Below are 17,871 nucleotides of genomic sequence, written 5' to 3'. Positions count from 1 at the left end.
AAAAATATAATAACAATATAAACATAACAATAATCCTATTTAGGTACCAAAAGAGGACACAACATGGAATTTGGTGTAAAGAGCGGCAGTCCTGAAAAACAACGCAGTGCATGTATAGTTGTCGGCGTATTTGAACCGCGTCGATTAACCCCTGTTGCAGAACAACTTGATGAAGTCAGTGAAGGTTATATCAGTAATCTAATCAGACGCGGCGATCTGGAAGGTAAAGCAGGTCAGATGTTGTTATTGCACCATGTCCCAAACGTGCTCAGTGAACGAGTACTCTTGGTTGGTTGCGGAAAAGAGCGCGAGCTGAACGAACGTCAATACAAACAAATTGTTGCAAAAACCATCAAAACCTTAAATGAAACTGGCTCTATGGAAGCGGTTAACTTCCTGACCGAATTGCATGTGAAAGGCCGAGATACCTATTGGAAAGTCAGACAAGCGGTAGAAGCTGCCAATGATTCTGTTTACACCTTTTTACAACTCAAAAGTAAAAAGGGCGAGCCTCGTCGTCCACTTCGCAAAATGGTGTTCAATGTACCGACCAGAAAAGAACTCACCATTGGCGAAACCGCTATTGAACATGCGCTTGCTATAAGCCGTGGTATTAAAGCATGTAAAGACGTGGCTAATATGCCGCCTAATATTTGTAATCCAATGTACCTAAATGAACAAGCTGCCGAACTGGTAGCAGAATTTGATTCATTGAGCCTTGAAACGGTTGATGAAAAAGCCATGAAAGCCTTAGGGATGGAAAGCTATTTAGCAGTTGGTCGCGGTTCAGAAAATGAATCTATTATGAGCATCATCCATCACAACGGTGGCCCAAAAGACCAAGCACCCATTGTATTAGTCGGCAAAGGTCTAACCTTTGATTCTGGTGGTATTTCAATTAAACCTGGCGAAGCTATGGATGAGATGAAATACGATATGGGCGGTGCTGCTGGCGTTTTAGGTACCATGCATGCAGTTGCGGCGTTAAATTTACCGCTGAACGTTATAGGTGTACTGGCTGGCTGCGAAAATATGCCAGACGGCAAAGCCTATCGTCCTGGGGATATTTTAACCACTATGTCAGGTCAAACGGTTGAAGTGCTAAATACAGACGCTGAAGGTCGACTGGTGTTATGCGATGCTTTAACCTTTGTTGAAAAGTATAATCCAGAAGTGGTGATCGATCTTGCGACCTTAACTGGCGCCTGTGTTATTGCACTTGGTAAGCATGCTACAGCCGTGCTAAGTAGTCATAACCCTTTGGCTCACGATATTATTAATGCGTCAGAACAAAGCTCAGATCGCGCTTGGCGTTTACCTTTATGGGATGAATATCAAGATCAAATTGATAGCCCATTTGCTGATATGGCTAATATTGGTGGAAGACCAGCAGGCACAATCACCGCAGCTTGTTTTTTGTCGCGTTTTACCCGGAAATATACGTGGGCTCATTTAGATATCGCTGGTACAGCATGGGTCAGTGGCGCAAATAAAGGCGCCACAGGCAGACCCGTGCCTATGTTAACCCAATACCTTATTAATAAGGTTGACTTACTCAACGGCGAATAAACCAGTGACTAAAGTTGTTTTTTACCAACTAGAAGATGCTTCGTCACAAGATTATGTTGATATAGCAGTGCAATTGGTCGCTAAAGCTTATAATGGGAAATCTTATCTTACAGTGGTTTGCACCGATGATACTCAGGCAGAAACCATAGATGAGACCTTATGGGAAAAACCTGCTGATCAGTTTATTGCACATAATTTGTATGGTGAAGGTGACGATAAACCTGCGCCAGTTGAAATTTTGACGTTAGACAAATTGAAATCTGGCACCCGAATCCGCAATAAACGATTGGTTATTAATTTGTCTTTTGAGTATTTGGATAATTTTCAGTCGCTGGGTGAAATTTTTGATTTTGTGCCGGTGGATGAAGAACAAAAAAGTGCTGCTAGAAAACGTTATGCAAGCTATAAGCAAGCCGGTTGTGAAATGGTGTTTGAAAAGCTCTCAGCGTAAGAATTTCCTAACGAATAATAAATAGTTTAATGAGTAGTTTGCTGGCTAATCAGCAATATTAAATAGTAAGAGAATGATTGATGGAAAAGACCTTTAATCCAAGTCAAATTGAGAAAGCCTGTTATCAACATTGGGAATCTCAAGGTATGTTTCGTCCTAGTGGACAAGGTGAGCCTTATTGCATTTTATTGCCGCCACCAAATGTCACAGGCAGTCTTCATATGGGGCATGCGTTTCAACATACCATTATGGATGCGTTAATTCGTTATCATCGAATGAAAGGTGACAACACCTTGTGGCAATGCGGTACTGATCATGCCGGTATAGCGACTCAAATGGTGGTTGAACGTCAATTAAATGCTCAACAACTTACCAGACACGATCTAGGTCGCGAAAAATTCATTGAACGCATCTGGGAGTGGAAACAAGAATCCGGTGGCAATATTACTCAACAAATGCGCCGTTTAGGTACCTCGCCCGATTGGGACAGAGAAGTCTTTACCATGGATGACAACCTTTCAAACGCAGTACAAGAAGTATTTATTCAATTGTACGATGAAGGCTTGATTTACCGAGGAAAGCGTTTGGTTAATTGGGATCCTGCGTTGCTAACAGCGGTATCGGATCTTGAAGTGGTTAATGAAGAAGAAGATGGCTTCATGTGGCATGTGCGCTATCCTCTCGCTGACGGCAGCGGCCACATTGAAGTAGCAACAACGCGTCCTGAAACTATGCTTGGAGATACAGCTGTTGCCGTTCATCCTGAAGATGAAAGATACAGTGCGCTAGTGGGTAAAACTATTCGCCTACCCATTACGGGCCGCGAAATACCGATAATTGCCGATGATTATGTTGATCCTGAATTCGGTACAGGTTGCGTTAAAATCACACCTGCCCATGATTTTAACGACTACGATATGGGTAAAAGACATAATTTACCCATGATCAACGTGCTGACCAACGAAGCTAAAATAAACCAAAATGCACCAGAGGAATTTCAAGGCTTAGATAGATTTGAGGCGAGAAAGAAAATCGTTGAGCGCTTAGAAGCCGAGGGTTTTCTAGTAAACATTAATCCTCACAAATTGAAAGTACCGCGCGGCGATAGAAGCGGTGTGGTCATAGAACCTTACTTAACCGACCAATGGTATGTTGCAGTAGAAACCTTGGCTAAACCTGCAATAGACGCAGTGGAATCAGGTGAAATTCGCTTCGTACCTGAAAATTGGTCAAAAACTTACTTCCAGTGGATGAACAATATCCAAGACTGGTGTATTTCTCGCCAACTATGGTGGGGACATCGAATCCCTGCGTTCTACGACGAGAATGGTCAAGTTTATGTTGGTAAAGACGAAGCCAGTGTTCGAGAAAAGCATAACCTTTCAGACCAGGTTATTCTGAAACAAGATGATGATGTGCTAGATACTTGGTTCTCTTCTGCGTTGTGGCCCTTTGCCACCATGGGGTGGCCAGAACAAACACCAGAACTTGACACATTTGTGCCCAGTTCAGTATTGGTGACAGGCTTTGACATTATTTTCTTCTGGGTTGCCAGAATGATCATGATGACCAAAAAGTTCACCGGTAAAATCCCTTTTAAAGATATTTATATTACGGGTCTCATTCGTGACGAGAATGGCGATAAAATGTCTAAATCAAAAGGCAACGTATTAGACCCTATTGATTTGATTGACGGCATCGAGCTTGAAGCCCTAGTGCAAAAACGGACTTCGGGCATGATGCAACCTCAATTTGCGGCAAAAATAGAAAAGGCTACAAGAAAGCAATTCGCTGAAGGCATTAATGCCTATGGTACAGACGCTCTGCGATTTACCTTTGCAGCTTTAGCTTCAAATAATCGCGACATTAATTTTAGTATGAATCGTGTTGAAGGCTATCGTAACTTCTGCAACAAAATATGGAACGCATCGCGTTTTGTATTAATGAATTGCGAAGAGCATGATACCGGCAGAGATGGTGGTGAGTTGCAGTTAAGTATTTTTGACAAATGGATTTGGAGCCGTTTTCAAGATACTTTGGCTACCTTCGAGAAACATCTTGCAGATTACAGATTCGATCTTGCTGCGCAAAGTCTATATGAATTCACTTGGAATCAATTTTGTGATTGGTATTTAGAATTGAGTAAACCCGTGTTAAATTCAGAGCAAAGCAGCGATGCAGAAAAGCGAGGTACACGCCATACTCTGATAAACGTGCTTGAGCACTTAATGCGCTTACTACATCCGTTTATGCCTTACATTACAGATGAAATCTGGAAGCGAGTACAACCGCTTTCAGCCTGTAAAGATGACCTAAGCAGCATCATGTTAGCCAGTTTCCCTCAAGTAGAGGCCAGCAAAATTGATTTAGCGTCTGAACAAGTCATTGAATGGGTTAAAACCTTTATCATTGGTGTACGCAATATTCGCGGGGAAATGGACATAGCACCCTCGAAAAAGTTACAAGTGCTGTTAAAAAACGCGTCAGAACAAGACAAAGTTTGGCTAGATGAGACATTAGGTTTCCTTCAGAACTTAGCAAAATTAGAAGACATCAGCTTGTTAGAGAGTGACCAAGAAGCACCTGCGTCAGCAACTACTTTAGTGGGTGAGATGGAACTTATGATCCCCATGGCAGGCTTAATCGATAAAGACGCTGAGTTGAAGCGCCTTACCAGAAATATTGAAAAGCTTGAAAAAGACATGCAACGAGTCCAAGGAAAGCTGAATAATCAGAACTTTGTGGCTAAAGCACCTGAAGACGTTATTCAAAAAGAACGCGAAAAGCTTCAGGATTTTGAATCTCAGTTTGCTAAAATTAGTGAGCAAATTGAAAAAATCAAAAATATTTAGTTTTCACTAAAGCCTATCAAAAGCACCTTATGGTGCTTTTTTTTATTTTTGCCTTTATCTTTTTTAATTATATTCCCGTTTGAAATATCACTCAGTCGCTTAAACGGATATAAAAATTGATAAGTAAATCGCCAAAATTTTCGCATAAATATTAATTTGTTAATCATTTTTAACAAATTTAACCATATAAAACGGTTATTTTTGAGCATACCTAAAACTGAAAAATAATAGCAAATTGCCTAACTTAGACTAAAACTATCTGGTTTTACGTCGATTTATTCTTAAGTATAATAAATTTGTCAAATCTATCGGTTTCTTGCATTGGGGTAGATAGTAAAGGAATTGTAAAATCTTGAAATTCTTAAAGGTCGAAATAAGTACATTCACAATAATAAAAATGGTGTTGTTCGCAATGTCATTTATTCTCGTTATTGGCTACGACTTTATACCTCTTCGAAGCACCCAGTTATTTCCAGCGCCTGATGCAACTTTAAACAAGTTTAGTGACGGTGAAATTGGTGGAGCTAGCAGTGCCAATTGGATTGATCAACAAGCCAATATCATCGAATGTAACATAGTGGAAACCGACAACGCGGAGTATTGCGGGGGCACTGTTACATGGTGGGATCAAGTAGACTTATTGAAAGATTTTTCAGATTTTCAGTATTTGCTAATTGATATTGATTATAAAGGAGAGTCAGAAAACATAGGTATCAGTATGGTGAGCAAGTTTGATACCTCATGGAGAGATTCTGCTGAACAGATAGCAAAAAGCCAATCAGTAACCTTGCAGATCAAAGATTTAAACGGGCCGATAAAAGTATATTTAAAAGACTTTAGGATTCCAGATTGGTGGATCAATATGTATTCTATCCCGCCAAGCAAAGCTCATCCACAGAAAAACGACGTTATATCCCTAGGTATAACAATGGCACATCCTTACACTTTTACACCTGAAACTTTTCAATTGAAAAGTATAGTCGGTGAGGGGGTCTATTTTAGTAAGGAATCAATGTTTGTAGGTTTGCTACTGTTCTGGGCTTTTTTGTTCATCATTGAAGGTATTTGGCGATATTACACCATGCTGTCGCGGATTAATGAAGACGAGCAAAAGTTAAATCACTTAGCCAAACAAAGCGAAAAGTACAAAACTAAGTCTGAAACAGATCTGCTTACCGGTCTTAGAAATCGTGATGGTTTGGCTCAATCTCTTTCTGTAATTGATCGCAATAAGACCCGTGGTAATTACGGCATTTTGGTTATAGATGTAGACTTTTTTAAATCCATAAATGATAAGTACGGCCACGATGTTGGGGATAGGGTGCTAGAAGAGCTCGGGGTTTTGATCCAACAAAAAACAAGAGCAGGGGATCTAGTCACTCGTTGGGGTGGCGAAGAGTTTGTGGTCATATTTGAAAAGCATGAAAATATGAACATTAAAAATTTCGCTGACAATTTACGCTTGTTTATCGCTTCCAGTGAATTTGCTGGCAACAGACGTCTAAAAGTGACGGTGACTATAGGTGTTGCACAAATGTCCAATGATGAAGATTTTAAAACCAGTTTCAAACGCGCAGATCAAGCGCTATATGCAGGAAAAAGAGATGGGCGAAACCAGATAAAAGTGGCTGATTAGTTAAATACTGGTACATTTTTACTTTAAGAAAAGCTTTTCTTCATCCATTATCATAACTTCTAACCTGTTGATTTATAAATAATTCAAATAAATTCAAAAAAATTCAAAGTAGTTTCAAGCCGTAAACAAGCTTGTTAGTATAAAGTTTCCTTTGTAATACTACAAAGGACTGAAACTATGATATTTGAAACACTTAACACACAAAGCACTGCTTTACGAATTATTACCCGATTTACCGACAAGGTTCGAATGTTAGGGATTTTCCTCGTTGTTTTCAGTTTAACCAGCTGTGGTTGGTTGAACAAAGATGATTTCGAGTTACCAGAGGAAGAAATACCTGATGAAGTAACCGCACCGGTTGCGAGTTTTACCCAGTCTGTGGAAGCAGGGAAGTCTCCGCTGACGATCACTTTTACCAGTACCTCAACGCCAGGTAGCTCGCCTATTACACGATGGGATTGGGATTTTGGTGACGGACAGACAAGTAATTTAGAAAATCCAGAGGTAGTGTATACAGAACCTGGCACATACAGTGTCAGCCTCTATGTAGAAAGTGCTGACGGTAATAATAGCCTAACAAAGTCAGACATAGTGACAGTTGCCGCCGCTGATATTTTGTTAACCTTTTCTGTCGTCGATGAAAAGGGACTATTATTGGATGATTACACTGTCACCTCTGATGATTTTCAAATCGAAAATCAAGAAATGACAGATACTGGGATGCAAATTGCGTTGCGACCCTCTGAGACAGAAGGAATATTTCAGATAATTAAGTCTGGGTATCTGACCAAAATTCAATATGAAATTGGTGCTTTGGTAGATAAAAGTGTACCCATTACCCTAATTCAGAAAAATCCACCGATATTATTTGACCCAGCTCTTGGTAAAGAGCTTGTTGGTGAAGATGGCACTTCTGTAACTCTTCCTGATATGGCATTGGTAAATAGCCAAAATGAAATTGTTACAGGTACTGTTGAGGCCTATATTACTACCATTGATACTGGCGATATCATTGAACTCAACGCCTTTCCTGGTAGCTTTTGGGGTGGGCAAGAAGGTGTTGAAGACTTAGATCAGCTCTTCAGCTATGGGGTGGTAGATATTACCTTTGAGCAAAATGGTGAGATATTACAACTTGCCGACGGGGCGACTGCTGATCTTAAGTTGCCTTTGTTTGCCACCCAACGTATCGATGATCAACCTTTGGTTGAAGGCGATACTATGCCTGTTTGGTATCTAGATGAGGATACCGGAATTTGGATGTACGAAAGTCTAGGAACTGTTGTCGCCGATGCACTAGCACCTAACGGGTTAGCGCTACAAGGCACCACCTCACACTTCACCTCTTTTAATGCCGATATCAATCCTCCTGGATTAGGTTCTGGTGGCGGCGGTGGTAGCGGTGTCGGTAATGGTAACAATTTCCAAAACAGAACCTGTGTGGTCAATATCGATTTATTAGGCGCCGAGCCAGGTGAGCAGTACCTTTATATTTTGCGTTATTTCTTTGGCTCCATGCCCAGTTCTTCAAGACCTAGAATCTGGGATTATGATGGGTCAACATTGACTCATCCAATTCTCCGTGGAATGCCGATCAACGCAACCGTAATAGGACTCCAGAGTGGTTTGCAAGGTGACACCAATTTCATGTGTACAAATCAGGATGAAGTGAGTGCCCTTATTAACCTTGGTGATGCTCCTGCTGAAATTAAGCACATGGATTTTCAGATAGAACCTGTATTTACACGAAACGCGAATAATCTTTACGAAATAACAAGCAATATTGTCTATATTGGCGCCTACTTCCTTGGCGCGGACACCGCGTTATTTACTTCAGAAATTTTTGAGGAACCTTATATTTTGGGTTCAAGTATATACGTTGAATTTGATTATACTCCAGAACTGGCTACTCCTGCTGATATTACCGCACATGTAAGCAATGAATTTGGCGGTGATGAACAAACTCAAACCATCAATTATTTACATGAAAGCCCGCCGATTTTAGGTTACACCTACGGATATTTTAGCGAAACAACTTTCGAAACTATCATCGGCTGGGATAATCTTGAGGGGGCTGATTCTGTAAGAGTATATTTTCTTGGGGAAGATATAAACGCAGAAGGGCAATTCATAGGTGAAGTACAAACTATTAATCTGCTGGAACCTCAAGTACAAATGGCTGGAGAAAATTATGGTTTGTTTAGGGTGGAGTATTCCAATCAGTATGGCACAGTGGTTGAATATATCAGAATAGGCGAAGAATCTTGCCCACCCTTCTCTGATTTATGTGTTGTACCGGTTTAAATTGGGCAGTGTGCTTGAGTTTCATACTCAAGCACACTTTATTCGATGGTTTGTCTTCGTTTGTGTTTATCTAATAACTTTATGACACGATAGTCTAAGTCTTTTGGGGTAAAAGGTTTGGCAAGGTAATCATCAACGCCATGAGATAAAGCCTGCTTCACTCTAGATTTTTCGGTTGAAGAGGTTACTAACAGAAACGGCGTTGCTTTATGTTCGGTTGAACCTCTGACCTTTTTTAGCAACTCAAGCCCATTAAGTTTGGGCATATCCCAATCGCTGATAATTATATCAATATTCTTACTGGTAAGTAGATTCCAAGCATCATAGCCGTCTCGGCACTGAAGAATTTTTTCTGCTCCGAGTTTGCGCAAACAACTTACAATAACGCTGCGCAATGATTCCATATCATCAGCTATTAAAAAAGTTACTTTTTTAATTAAATCACTGTTTGGCAAAACTACACTACCTTATAAACCAAAAAGAACGGAATTAAGCATCCAGTTTTTCTATAAAATATGTACCCCAACCGTCGTAATGCACCTTGTGCTTAGAAGCTACGGCAACTAATTTTTCTGTATCGGTATTAAAGGTTGCAACATCCAATTTTTTTTCGACAACGGCGTCAAAACAAAACAGTACACCGCCATCATCAAGGACGAGTTCTTCGGCATCGCCAACTTCAAAACCTAATTTGAACACATCGACAGCTGCTTTCTCTAATCTATCAAAATCTTGGCTAGCAAAATGATGTTCTATTTGATGGGGTTTATTACTGTCTGTACCATCTTCAATAAGAGCATTGATGGTTTCTTCATTAAAGGCAAACCAATCTTGTAATTCGTCAGACACTTAAACCTCACTTGTCATTTGGCTGATTTCGTCGTTTAATTCTTTATACTTGATTTTCATTAATTCTTCAAAATAGTTCGCCATTTGACGAGGGTTTTGTTGTCCCTCCATTTCGATGGGATCTAAAATGCTCACTAGCACCACACCATTGTCCCATTTGTTCATTTTTATCTGGCTTAAATCACTGCAAATAACGGGTACTATCGGTTGCTTAGTTTGCTGAGCTAATCGAAAAGCCCCTGTTTTAAATGGCAATATCCCGCGACCTCTGCTACGAGTACCTTCTGGGAACATGAAAATCGATAAGCCGCTTCTTTTTACTTTTTCTGCTGTAATATCTAAGGTGTCTTTGGCTCGCGATGTGTTTTTTCGATCGATCATTATATTGCCGGATAACCAATAAATTAGCCCGAAGACCGGTATCCATTTTAGGCTCTTCTTACCAATAGTTACTACGCCGGGCCTAGCAGCTGCAGCAACTGTCATTAAGTCATAACTGTTTTGATGATTGGCAATGTAAAGATAGGATTTTTTAAAATCTAATTTATCTGTAGCTCTTACTTCAAGTGAAATACCCATAATTTTGGCCATAGTTGAATACACTTGCCCGCCTAAATACACGTTATTTTTATGCATTGGGCGCAGGATAAACACCAGCAATAACCCAGTATTAATTAAAATAAAATAGACAAGCAGTACAACAAATCGAGCGGCGGCTAACACTAAATTTCCCAGATAAATATAAATTCGCACGATTATACCTGACTGCATTTAAAGTCATAGAGTAAGTGTAAATTAATTCTGTAATTGGTCGATATAATTTTACCTAAGCAAATAACACAATAGGCATTATGGCTGTATTTACTCCAGATGATATTGATGGTGATATTCTTCATGATTTACGCGAAGAAATTGTTGAGCTGTATGAAGCCAGTGAACAATACTTAGTTGAACTTGAATTAACACCAAACGACAATGAGTTACAACGGGCTTTGTTCCGTTCTGTGCATACCATAAAAGGCGATTTGGGCCTCGTGGGTTTTATCCCTATGATACAGGTATTGCAACATTTAGAAGATATTTTAGACTTGATGCGAAAAGGCGAGGCCGATTATTCAAGTCAATTAAGTGATCTCGTCCTAAAGTTACTAGACACTGTTAGTAAGTTCGTTGAAACCTGTATCAGCACGGGCAGTGCTGAATATGATAAAGAAGCTATAGATGCAACCATTGAAGTTATCAAACAAATCAATGGTGGGAATAGAGAAGATCACGAACAGCTACTTAAAAAAGCACTGAATAAGCTATGTCATAAAGAAGATGACGTGCCACAAGTGCAACTTGCTAAAACGGGTATTCCCAAGAATCTATCAGCAGAAAAACAGGTTGATCTGCTGTTTTTCCGCGAACTTATGCGACCAATTGAAAAAAGAGCTGGATACAAAGAAGGTCGCGGCGACCGTCTTGCCATCTTAGCATTCTATATTAATGGATTAAGTGACAATCCATTGCCAGAAGAACAGTTGGCTGTGGCTTGTTACGTCCATGACTTCGGCATGGCATTTATGCCACATGAAGTGGTCAGTAAACAAGGTAAATTATCGGCATTGGAATCCAATCTTCTGCGCTCTCATGTATACAAAAGTACTCGTCTAATTGAACATTTGAAAGAATGGGATATGGCAAGAAAAATCGTGATGCAACATCACGAAAATATAGATGGTAGTGGATATCCTTTGGGTATTAAAGGAGATGAAATTTGTGAGGGTGCTAAATTATTAGCAATACTCGATCGCTACGACAATTTAACCAACAAGTCACAAAATGGTGAGGAACCACTTTCACCGAAGGATGCGGTAATTGCACTTAATAGGGATTATAAAGGTCAATTAAGTGGGCATTGGCTACGTCATTTCAATCAAGGAATGACCCAATACTTAATGCAATAGGACTTTTATCTCGTGGCTAAATTGGCTATGAGACATCCAAAGGGTTGTCATTTACATGTAGATGATAGCCAAACAGAATCAATTACTGGAGTAGCTGTAGAATGTACGAGTTTACCCTTAAAGGCTCATTAAACGCAGATATTCAATCAATCTATCAAGCGTTTGTAAATCCTACGCTGATTAAAAAATGGTGCGCTCCCAATAATTTGGTGGCTACCCAATTTGTCGGGCAAGTGCTACCGGGAGAGCATTTTAGATTACATTTAGAAAGCGAAGATGGGTTTCAACAAACCGTCTTTGGCGCTTATCAAGAAGTCATTCCTAATCAGAAGATTAGTTTTACTTGGCGCTGGGAAGATACCAATGATATTTCTATGGTAGAAGTATGCTTAGAAAATACCCACAATGACAACACTAAGTTTCTATTGTCGCAAAAAGGGTTTCGCCAAAAGTCAGATATGTTGCAACAACAATTTGCTTGGATTGACTGTTTAGAAAATTTAAGTCTTTATTTACCAGACTTTCCTAAACCCGTTCAACCTGACCCAAAAACCATGTCTTCAGTGGCGGCTTAACGCCACTGTGATTGGCTTAACGCATTGCAAGCATAATCCGTTTATTGTTTTCCAGCATAGCGGTATGTTCTTGAGCAATCAGCATGAATGCCGATTTTTCTTTAGCATCAATAGGTTTAGCTTTTGGTAACGAGACTGTTCTAGGGTTGCGATGTACGCCATCTACTAAGAATTCATAATGCAGATGGGCACCAGTCACCATGCCTGAACTTCCCAAAGTACCAACGGTTTGTCCTTGTTTTACCCATTGTCCGCGTTTTACTGATTTGCGTTTAAGATGCAAATACTTGGTGGTATAGCGCTCACCATGTTGGATAAACACATAATTACCATTGAATTTGTTATAGCCTGATTCCGTTACTTTACCATCTCCAGCGGCAACTACAGGCGTTCCTGTCGGCGCAACATAGTCAACGCCACGATGGGGTTTGATACGTTTTTGCACAGGGTGGAAACGTTTAGGATTAAAATTAGAACTTACATATCTAAAGTTAATAGGCGCACGAAGAAAGCTTTTGCGCATACTTCGACCTTCAGGGGTGTAGTAATTCCCATCGGTATAGCGAATCGCCGTAAAGGCTTCGCCTTGGTTAACAAATTCTGCAGCCAAGATATCACCGTACCCAATAAATTCACCGTCAACATAGAGTTCCTCGAACGCCATATTGAATGAATCACCAGACCGAATTTCTTGAGCGAAGTCGATATCCCAACCAAAAATGCCCGCTAAGCGCATAATTTGGTTATCAGTTAAGCCTGCAGACATGCCTGCATTCCAAAAACTACTGGTAATAGTGCCTTGAGCAAAATTAATCAGTTTTTCGACCTGCTTGGTACTTACTGAACTTACCAGCTTGTCATCTTGCTGGGTAATTTCTAATGTTTCAGTGGACGATAAAGGGTATTTTAAAGACGCTAATTGACCAGCTTCATCCAATTGTAAATAAAGCACATCGCCCGGCTTAATCTTTTTTAATGTTTGATTGAAGTTTTCAAGTTTACTTACTCGATACGTCAATTGTGGTGAAAGCTTATGTTTAGAAAAAATTTGAGCAATTGTATCGCCGTTTCTCACCTTGTGAGTGATAAAATCTTCAGCTTCAAATAACGAAGGATGAACTTCTGAAGTACTGACTAACTTTGGTACAGGCAGGTCGTACTGGATACCAGGTTGCAGTACCATAACTTGAATATTTCGCGAGGCTTTTACTTCATCTGTCGGTACAATGAGTAGCACTAGCATCAAAACGATTATGGACGCTAGGGTAACGCGATGAGCTTTTGGCATTTGTTTTATTGTATTGTGTATCATAGGCTCGTAAAATAGCGACAACATTGAGCAGAATATAATGCTTTTAGTCTAATTTCCAGTACAAAGGTTCAGTACTACCATTAATGTATTATCGACCTTAGCATTAATAAGCATTAAAAAGTTATATAAAATCGCATTCTGTTAATGAAATAAATCACTTAAGAATAAACGTCACACACAAAATAACACTAGTAGGAAAACATTAATGAGCAGTTGGGAGTCAGCTTTCGCTGAAATTAAGCGCGGTTCAGACGAGATTTTAATAGAAGAAGAACTCATTGAACGGCTAAAAACAAATAAACCGCTAAAAATCAAAGCTGGGTTTGATCCTACTGCACCTGATTTACATTTGGGCCATACGGTACTTATTAATAAACTGAGAACTTTTCAACAACTTGGGCACGAAGTTATCTTTTTGATTGGTGACTTTACTGGGTTAATCGGCGATCCCACAGGTAAAAATGTCACAAGAAAGCCATTGACTAGAGAACAAGTGCTAGAAAATGCTAAAACTTATCAGGAGCAGGTATTTAAAATTCTTGAACCTGAAAAAACCACAATTCGCTTTAATTCCGAGTGGATGGAAAAATTAGGCGCGTCTGGCATGATTAAATTAGCGGCAAGTCAAACCGTAGCTAGAATGTTAGAGCGTGACGACTTTAAAAAGCGCTATGCCAATGGACAGCCAATTGCGATTCATGAATTTTTATACCCGTTAGTGCAAGGTTGGGACTCGGTTGCTTTAGAAGCTGACGTAGAGCTCGGTGGAACGGATCAGCGCTTTAACCTTCTCATGGGAAGAGAATTACAAAAATCTCAAGGGCAATCTCAGCAAACGGTATTGATGATGCCATTATTAGAAGGTTTAGATGGCGTCCAAAAGATGTCAAAGTCTTTGAATAATTATATCGGCATTACCGATGCGCCAAATGACATGTTTGGTAAAGTGATGTCTATTTCAGACGAGTTAATGTGGCGCTACTATGATCTGTTAAGTTTCAGACCTCTTGAAGAAATAGCGCAACTGAAGCAGAAAGTAGCTGATGGTACTAATCCACGAGATGTAAAAATCGAACTAGCAAAAGAGCTTATTGCTCGTTTTCATGATGATGACGCTGCCCAAAAAGCCCATGAAGATTTCATTCAGCGTTTCCAGAAAAACGCCATACCTGATGACATGCCAGAAGTTACAGTGGCACTAGAAGATGGCGGTATTGGCATAGCGAATTTGTTAAAAGAAGCTGATTTAGTAGCCTCAACTTCTGATGCTATGCGAATGATTAAACAAGGCGCTGTTAAAGTTGACGGAGAAAAAATCTCTGATACTAAACTGCGCCTAACCGAAAGCTCTACTGCGGTTTATCAGGTGGGTAAACGTAAATTTGCCAAAGTAACCTTGAAGTAATAGTTATTGGCTTGCCTGTGTTTTAGCAGGCATAGCCACTGGCATATCCGCTTTAATCCAGCCTTGCATATCCCCGTCTAGGTGGTACAAATCACTGAAACCATTTTGTTGCAAAATATCCAGCGCCTTGCCTGCACGTTTACCCGAACGGCAATACATCAAAATGGGTTTATCCTTATCTTCAAACATTGAAATGTCGTTCTGAATAGTCCCTAAAGGAATATTTACGGCACCTGGGACATGACCTTCTGCGTATTCTTCAGGCGTTCTTACATCTACGATAAGCAAAGATGATTTTTCCATTTTTTGAAAGCTAACGGGATCTACATCTTTAACATCCTTGGCGGAAGCGGCCCCGGACAGAAGTACACTAAACAGGATTAAGAAGAATAGGGGTAAACGATGCATATAGGTATCAATTTTCATTTTTATATTGTCCTTGGTCGATGATCGAAGCACATAGATTGATAGTTGCATATACGGCTCTAGGCGTAAATCGGTGCATTTCGTCAGGATTTAAAATGATTATAGAAGATTTCAAATAACTTGCATGATCAGACCAAAACGATTGGTGAAAGGCTTTATCACGACCATCAGCAGCAAGTAATAGTTGCGGTTGCCGACGCAAAATTTCAGACAAGGACAACTGTGGATAAGGACTTGAGGATTCTTGAAACAGATTTTGAATATTGCAGGTAGATAACAGACTATTTAGCCATGGATCACTGCCTAATCCTACAAGCGGGGAGGTATTTAGGTAATAAACTGCCGACACTGGGGATGATGGGGTGTCTACTCCAGCTAATGCCTTTTTAAGCTTAGAGGTTAAAGCCCTAGCCTTATCTTTTGCCTCTATAAATTTACCAATTTGGTTAATTTCCGAGAACAAATTATCGATGGTTAATATCGAGGACTGATAAACATTCAATCCCAAAGATTCAAGTTTGGCAATATCCGCACTTTTATTGCCGCCTTGCCATACCAGGACATGGGTGGGGGCTAATCGTACTATTTCGGCGATATCAGCACCTTGATAACCTGCGACCTGGGGCAAATTCAACAAACTTTTTGGATAGTCGCTATAGGCGCTGACAGCAACTAAAGCGTCAGATTTATCCAGTTCAAACACAATTTCAGCCAAATGGGGTGACAAGGTCACTATTCTTTGAGTTTCGTTGGAAGCATAAAGCTTAGAACTAAAGCCTAAGCATATAAAAGTCCAAATCAATAAGCGATGGAGAAAAACTGAAAACACCGATGAAAAATCCTTGTTTAATATCCAATTAGCCAAACAGACATGGCAAGCATTAAGAATAACATAATAGTGTTTAGGTGGCAGAGGGTTACAACCCTTTGGATGTCTTCTACATTAGGTTCTGATGCGCCGATAAATTTTGAGCGACGATATTTAATGCCATCTCGGAAAACCGCGCCGCTTAGATGTCGATTTAGCGCCAGTCCCATTGAAAATAAAATACTTACGCCACCGAAGCTCCAAGCTTTTGCACTAAACCAAAATGTTATTACCGCTTTTAAACCGGACGAGGTTAATGCTAGCAATGACAAAGGCACTAATGAGAGTTTAACAGGAAAATACTGGATTATTTGAGTGACAAAGAATGCGGGCTTACCAAAAGCAGTGTAAGTATTTTTTTTAATATTCCATGCATGACTTGCTTCATACACTAATCGATAGCAAAAAGCGCCAATGGGCCCTAGAACCAGGAAGCAAAACATGACCACATACTGTTGGTAAAAAATTCGCAACACATAGGTTTCAATGAGCGCCTTGCATATACCTACGTCAGATAACTTCTCGGTTTCTCGCTGCACCAGTTTATCAAGGGTTTGTCTGGCGAGTTGTTTCTTATTATTTTGCAGTGCAATGGCGATTTTTTTCCGCCACTGGTCTATATGGCTAAATTGCAAAGATAGATACAACAACATGATATCAATAAGAGATTGGTAATAAGCCAGTTCATATATCAGGTATAAGATAATCAGAAACGGCAATGCCAACACGATAAAGGCGAGGCTGCCTGAAATATAAAACTGGGTGCTATCTTCGTGTCGCGGCATGACCTTTTGCCCAATGCGAAGACAAAGCAGTCGCCAAATACTTAAGGGATCTACCTTTGGCGGTAAAGGAAAAAAACGCTCCAGAAGGAGCGCTATTAGAAGAATGATTAAAGGTATGAAGGCTTGAGGAATATTAAGGCTTTCAGATATCATTAAGCTTCTATCTTTTCGAGCATTTTCATTACTAGCGTCGCTGAATTCTTAGCGGCTTTTTCTAAATACTGTTCAAATGAAACGGTCGAGGTTTTACCCGCAATATCAGATAAGCTTCTGATCACTACTATAGGCGTATTTAACATGTGACAACATTGGGCTATTGCAGCGCCTTCCATTTCTACGGCCTTCATTGCTGGAAACTTTTCTTTTATTAGTAGCGCTTGTTCATCACTGCCAATAAAACTGTCACCACTACAAATTAACCCGGTTTTTACTTTGATATCTGGCAAATCGTTGGCTGCATTAAACGCCAACTGGCTAATTTCAGCTTGGGTAACATATTGCGCTGGCATTGAGGGGACTTGTCCAAGGGCATAGCCAAAATGGGTAACATCAACGTCATGATGGACTAAGGCATCGGCGATGACCACATCTCCCACATTCAAATCGGGGTCAAATCCACCCGCAGAGCCAGTGTTGATTACCAAATCAGGGGCAAATTTCTGAATGATAAGGGCGCAAGCAACGCTAGATGCAACTTTGCCAATACCGCTTTGAATTAGTAATACCTGATGTTTTCCATAGTCTCCGGAGACCAAGTCAAAGTCAAAAAGATCCTGAGGTTGAGGGTTAGCCAATTGACTTTTCAATAAGGCGACTTCCTCTTGCATGGCGCCAATAATCGCAATTTTCATGTAGGTAAGGTTCTCATTAATTGAATCTATTGCGCCATG

Annotated in this window: 16 protein-coding genes; 8 read left to right on the top strand and 8 right to left on the bottom strand. The window is 40.1% G+C overall.

The window, feature by feature from the left end:
* Positions 1 to 63: 63 nt before the first annotated feature.
* From pepA to ACNKW3_RS08515, 5 genes are all read left to right on the top strand, one after another.
* The gene (gene pepA / locus ACNKW3_RS08535) at positions 64 to 1,569 is read left to right on the top strand and encodes a leucyl aminopeptidase (protein ID WP_427398864.1); all 1,506 of its coding nucleotides are present in this window, start codon (positions 64 to 66) and stop codon (positions 1,567 to 1,569) included.
* 4 nt (positions 1,570 to 1,573) lie between these two features.
* Positions 1,574 to 2,020 (top strand): DNA polymerase III subunit chi, encoded by a 447-nt coding sequence (locus ACNKW3_RS08530; RefSeq protein ID WP_427398863.1) that lies wholly within the window; start codon positions 1,574 to 1,576, stop codon positions 2,018 to 2,020.
* Positions 2,021 to 2,100: 80 nt separating this feature from the next.
* The gene (locus ACNKW3_RS08525) at positions 2,101 to 4,872 is read left to right on the top strand and encodes a valine--tRNA ligase (protein ID WP_427398862.1); all 2,772 of its coding nucleotides are present in this window, start codon (positions 2,101 to 2,103) and stop codon (positions 4,870 to 4,872) included.
* A gap of 412 nt (positions 4,873 to 5,284) precedes the next feature.
* The gene (locus ACNKW3_RS08520) at positions 5,285 to 6,508 is read left to right on the top strand and encodes a GGDEF domain-containing protein (protein WP_427398861.1); all 1,224 of its coding nucleotides are present in this window, start codon (positions 5,285 to 5,287) and stop codon (positions 6,506 to 6,508) included.
* A gap of 177 nt (positions 6,509 to 6,685) precedes the next feature.
* On the top strand, positions 6,686 to 8,812 hold the full coding sequence (locus tag ACNKW3_RS08515) for a PKD domain-containing protein (protein ID WP_427398860.1): 2,127 nt from the start codon (positions 6,686 to 6,688) through the stop codon (positions 8,810 to 8,812).
* Between the two features lie 38 nt (positions 8,813 to 8,850).
* Here ACNKW3_RS08515 and ACNKW3_RS08510 read toward each other — a convergent pair whose 3' ends face one another.
* From ACNKW3_RS08510 to ACNKW3_RS08500, 3 genes are read right to left on the bottom strand one after another with little or no spacing between them, the layout of a single operon-like run.
* Complete coding sequence (locus tag ACNKW3_RS08510) at positions 8,851 to 9,267, bottom strand: response regulator (protein ID WP_427398859.1); 417 nt, start codon at positions 9,265 to 9,267, stop codon at positions 8,851 to 8,853.
* A 34-nt stretch (positions 9,268 to 9,301) separates the two neighbouring features.
* Positions 9,302 to 9,661, bottom strand: a complete 360-nt coding sequence (gene rraB, locus ACNKW3_RS08505; protein WP_427398858.1) for a ribonuclease E inhibitor RraB — start codon at positions 9,659 to 9,661, stop codon at positions 9,302 to 9,304.
* Positions 9,662 to 10,432 carry a 1-acylglycerol-3-phosphate O-acyltransferase gene (locus tag ACNKW3_RS08500; RefSeq protein WP_427398857.1) on the bottom strand — a complete coding sequence of 257 codons (771 nt, stop codon included), beginning with the start codon at positions 10,430 to 10,432 and terminating at the stop codon, positions 9,662 to 9,664.
* An 80-nt stretch (positions 10,433 to 10,512) separates the two neighbouring features.
* Here ACNKW3_RS08500 and ACNKW3_RS08495 point away from each other — a divergent pair, with 80 nt between their 5' ends.
* Together ACNKW3_RS08495 and ACNKW3_RS08490 are read left to right on the top strand one after the other, a co-directional pair.
* Positions 10,513 to 11,610 carry an HD domain-containing phosphohydrolase gene (locus tag ACNKW3_RS08495; protein WP_427398856.1) on the top strand — a complete coding sequence of 366 codons (1,098 nt, stop codon included), beginning with the start codon at positions 10,513 to 10,515 and terminating at the stop codon, positions 11,608 to 11,610.
* Between the two features lie 101 nt (positions 11,611 to 11,711).
* The gene (locus ACNKW3_RS08490; protein WP_427398855.1) at positions 11,712 to 12,185 is read left to right on the top strand and encodes an SRPBCC family protein; all 474 of its coding nucleotides are present in this window, start codon (positions 11,712 to 11,714) and stop codon (positions 12,183 to 12,185) included.
* A 16-nt stretch (positions 12,186 to 12,201) separates the two neighbouring features.
* On the opposite strand, the gene ACNKW3_RS08485 is transcribed toward ACNKW3_RS08490, so the two are convergent.
* A complete protein-coding gene (locus tag ACNKW3_RS08485) occupies positions 12,202 to 13,497 on the bottom strand; it encodes a peptidoglycan DD-metalloendopeptidase family protein (RefSeq protein WP_427398897.1) in 1,296 nt (431 codons plus the stop codon).
* 205 nt (positions 13,498 to 13,702) lie between these two features.
* Between ACNKW3_RS08485 and tyrS the strand changes: the two genes are divergently transcribed.
* The gene (gene tyrS, locus ACNKW3_RS08480; RefSeq protein WP_427398854.1) at positions 13,703 to 14,902 is read left to right on the top strand and encodes a tyrosine--tRNA ligase; all 1,200 of its coding nucleotides are present in this window, start codon (positions 13,703 to 13,705) and stop codon (positions 14,900 to 14,902) included.
* A 3-nt stretch (positions 14,903 to 14,905) separates the two neighbouring features.
* Here tyrS and ACNKW3_RS08475 read toward each other — a convergent pair whose 3' ends face one another.
* From ACNKW3_RS08475 to ACNKW3_RS08460, 4 genes are read right to left on the bottom strand one after another with little or no spacing between them, the layout of a single operon-like run.
* A complete protein-coding gene (locus ACNKW3_RS08475) occupies positions 14,906 to 15,328 on the bottom strand; it encodes a rhodanese-like domain-containing protein (protein WP_427398853.1) in 423 nt (140 codons plus the stop codon).
* Positions 15,318 to 16,157: a helical backbone metal receptor gene (locus tag ACNKW3_RS08470; protein ID WP_427398852.1), complete on the bottom strand. Its 840-nt coding sequence runs from the start codon at positions 16,155 to 16,157 to the stop codon at positions 15,318 to 15,320. Before ACNKW3_RS08470 ends, ACNKW3_RS08475 begins: the two co-directional genes overlap by 11 nt.
* Positions 16,158 to 16,174: 17 nt before the next feature.
* Entirely contained in the window at positions 16,175 to 17,134 is a 960-nt protein-coding gene (locus ACNKW3_RS08465; protein ID WP_427398851.1) for a cobalamin biosynthesis protein CobD/CbiB, read from the bottom strand.
* Positions 17,134 to 17,832 carry a 5'-methylthioadenosine/adenosylhomocysteine nucleosidase gene (locus ACNKW3_RS08460; RefSeq protein ID WP_427398850.1) on the bottom strand — a complete coding sequence of 233 codons (699 nt, stop codon included), beginning with the start codon at positions 17,830 to 17,832 and terminating at the stop codon, positions 17,134 to 17,136. Before ACNKW3_RS08460 ends, ACNKW3_RS08465 begins: the two co-directional genes overlap by 1 nt.
* Positions 17,833 to 17,871 lie beyond the last annotated feature (39 nt).

Source organism: Glaciecola sp. 1036 (genome assembly GCF_050306235.1).
Taxonomy (GTDB): Bacteria; Pseudomonadota; Gammaproteobacteria; order Enterobacterales; family Alteromonadaceae; genus Glaciecola.
The sequence above is the reverse complement of the archived record's forward strand: the minus strand, read 5'-3'. Positions and strand labels throughout refer to the sequence as shown.

Bases quoted from the DNA above. Each gene is read 5' to 3' on its own strand.
- ACNKW3_RS08500 (WP_427398857.1), bottom strand. From the start codon at position 10,432: ATGCAGTCAGGTATAATCGTGCGAATTTATATTTATCTGGGAAATTTA.
- ACNKW3_RS08460 (WP_427398850.1), bottom strand. From the start codon at position 17,832: ATGAAAATTGCGATTATTGGCGCCATGCAAGAGGAAGTCGCCTTATTG.
- pepA (WP_427398864.1), top strand. From the start codon at position 64: ATGGAATTTGGTGTAAAGAGCGGCAGTCCTGAAAAACAACGCAGTGCA.
- ACNKW3_RS08485 (WP_427398897.1), bottom strand. From the start codon at position 13,497: ATGATACACAATACAATAAAACAAATGCCAAAAGCTCATCGCGTTACC.
- ACNKW3_RS08490 (WP_427398855.1), top strand. From the start codon at position 11,712: ATGTACGAGTTTACCCTTAAAGGCTCATTAAACGCAGATATTCAATCA.
- ACNKW3_RS08525 (WP_427398862.1), top strand. From the start codon at position 2,101: ATGGAAAAGACCTTTAATCCAAGTCAAATTGAGAAAGCCTGTTATCAA.
- ACNKW3_RS08495 (WP_427398856.1), top strand. From the start codon at position 10,513: ATGGCTGTATTTACTCCAGATGATATTGATGGTGATATTCTTCATGAT.
- ACNKW3_RS08465 (WP_427398851.1), bottom strand. From the start codon at position 17,134: ATGATATCTGAAAGCCTTAATATTCCTCAAGCCTTCATACCTTTAATC.
- ACNKW3_RS08515 (WP_427398860.1), top strand. From the start codon at position 6,686: ATGATATTTGAAACACTTAACACACAAAGCACTGCTTTACGAATTATT.
- tyrS (WP_427398854.1), top strand. From the start codon at position 13,703: ATGAGCAGTTGGGAGTCAGCTTTCGCTGAAATTAAGCGCGGTTCAGAC.
- ACNKW3_RS08475 (WP_427398853.1), bottom strand. From the start codon at position 15,328: ATGAAAATTGATACCTATATGCATCGTTTACCCCTATTCTTCTTAATC.
- ACNKW3_RS08520 (WP_427398861.1), top strand. From the start codon at position 5,285: ATGTCATTTATTCTCGTTATTGGCTACGACTTTATACCTCTTCGAAGC.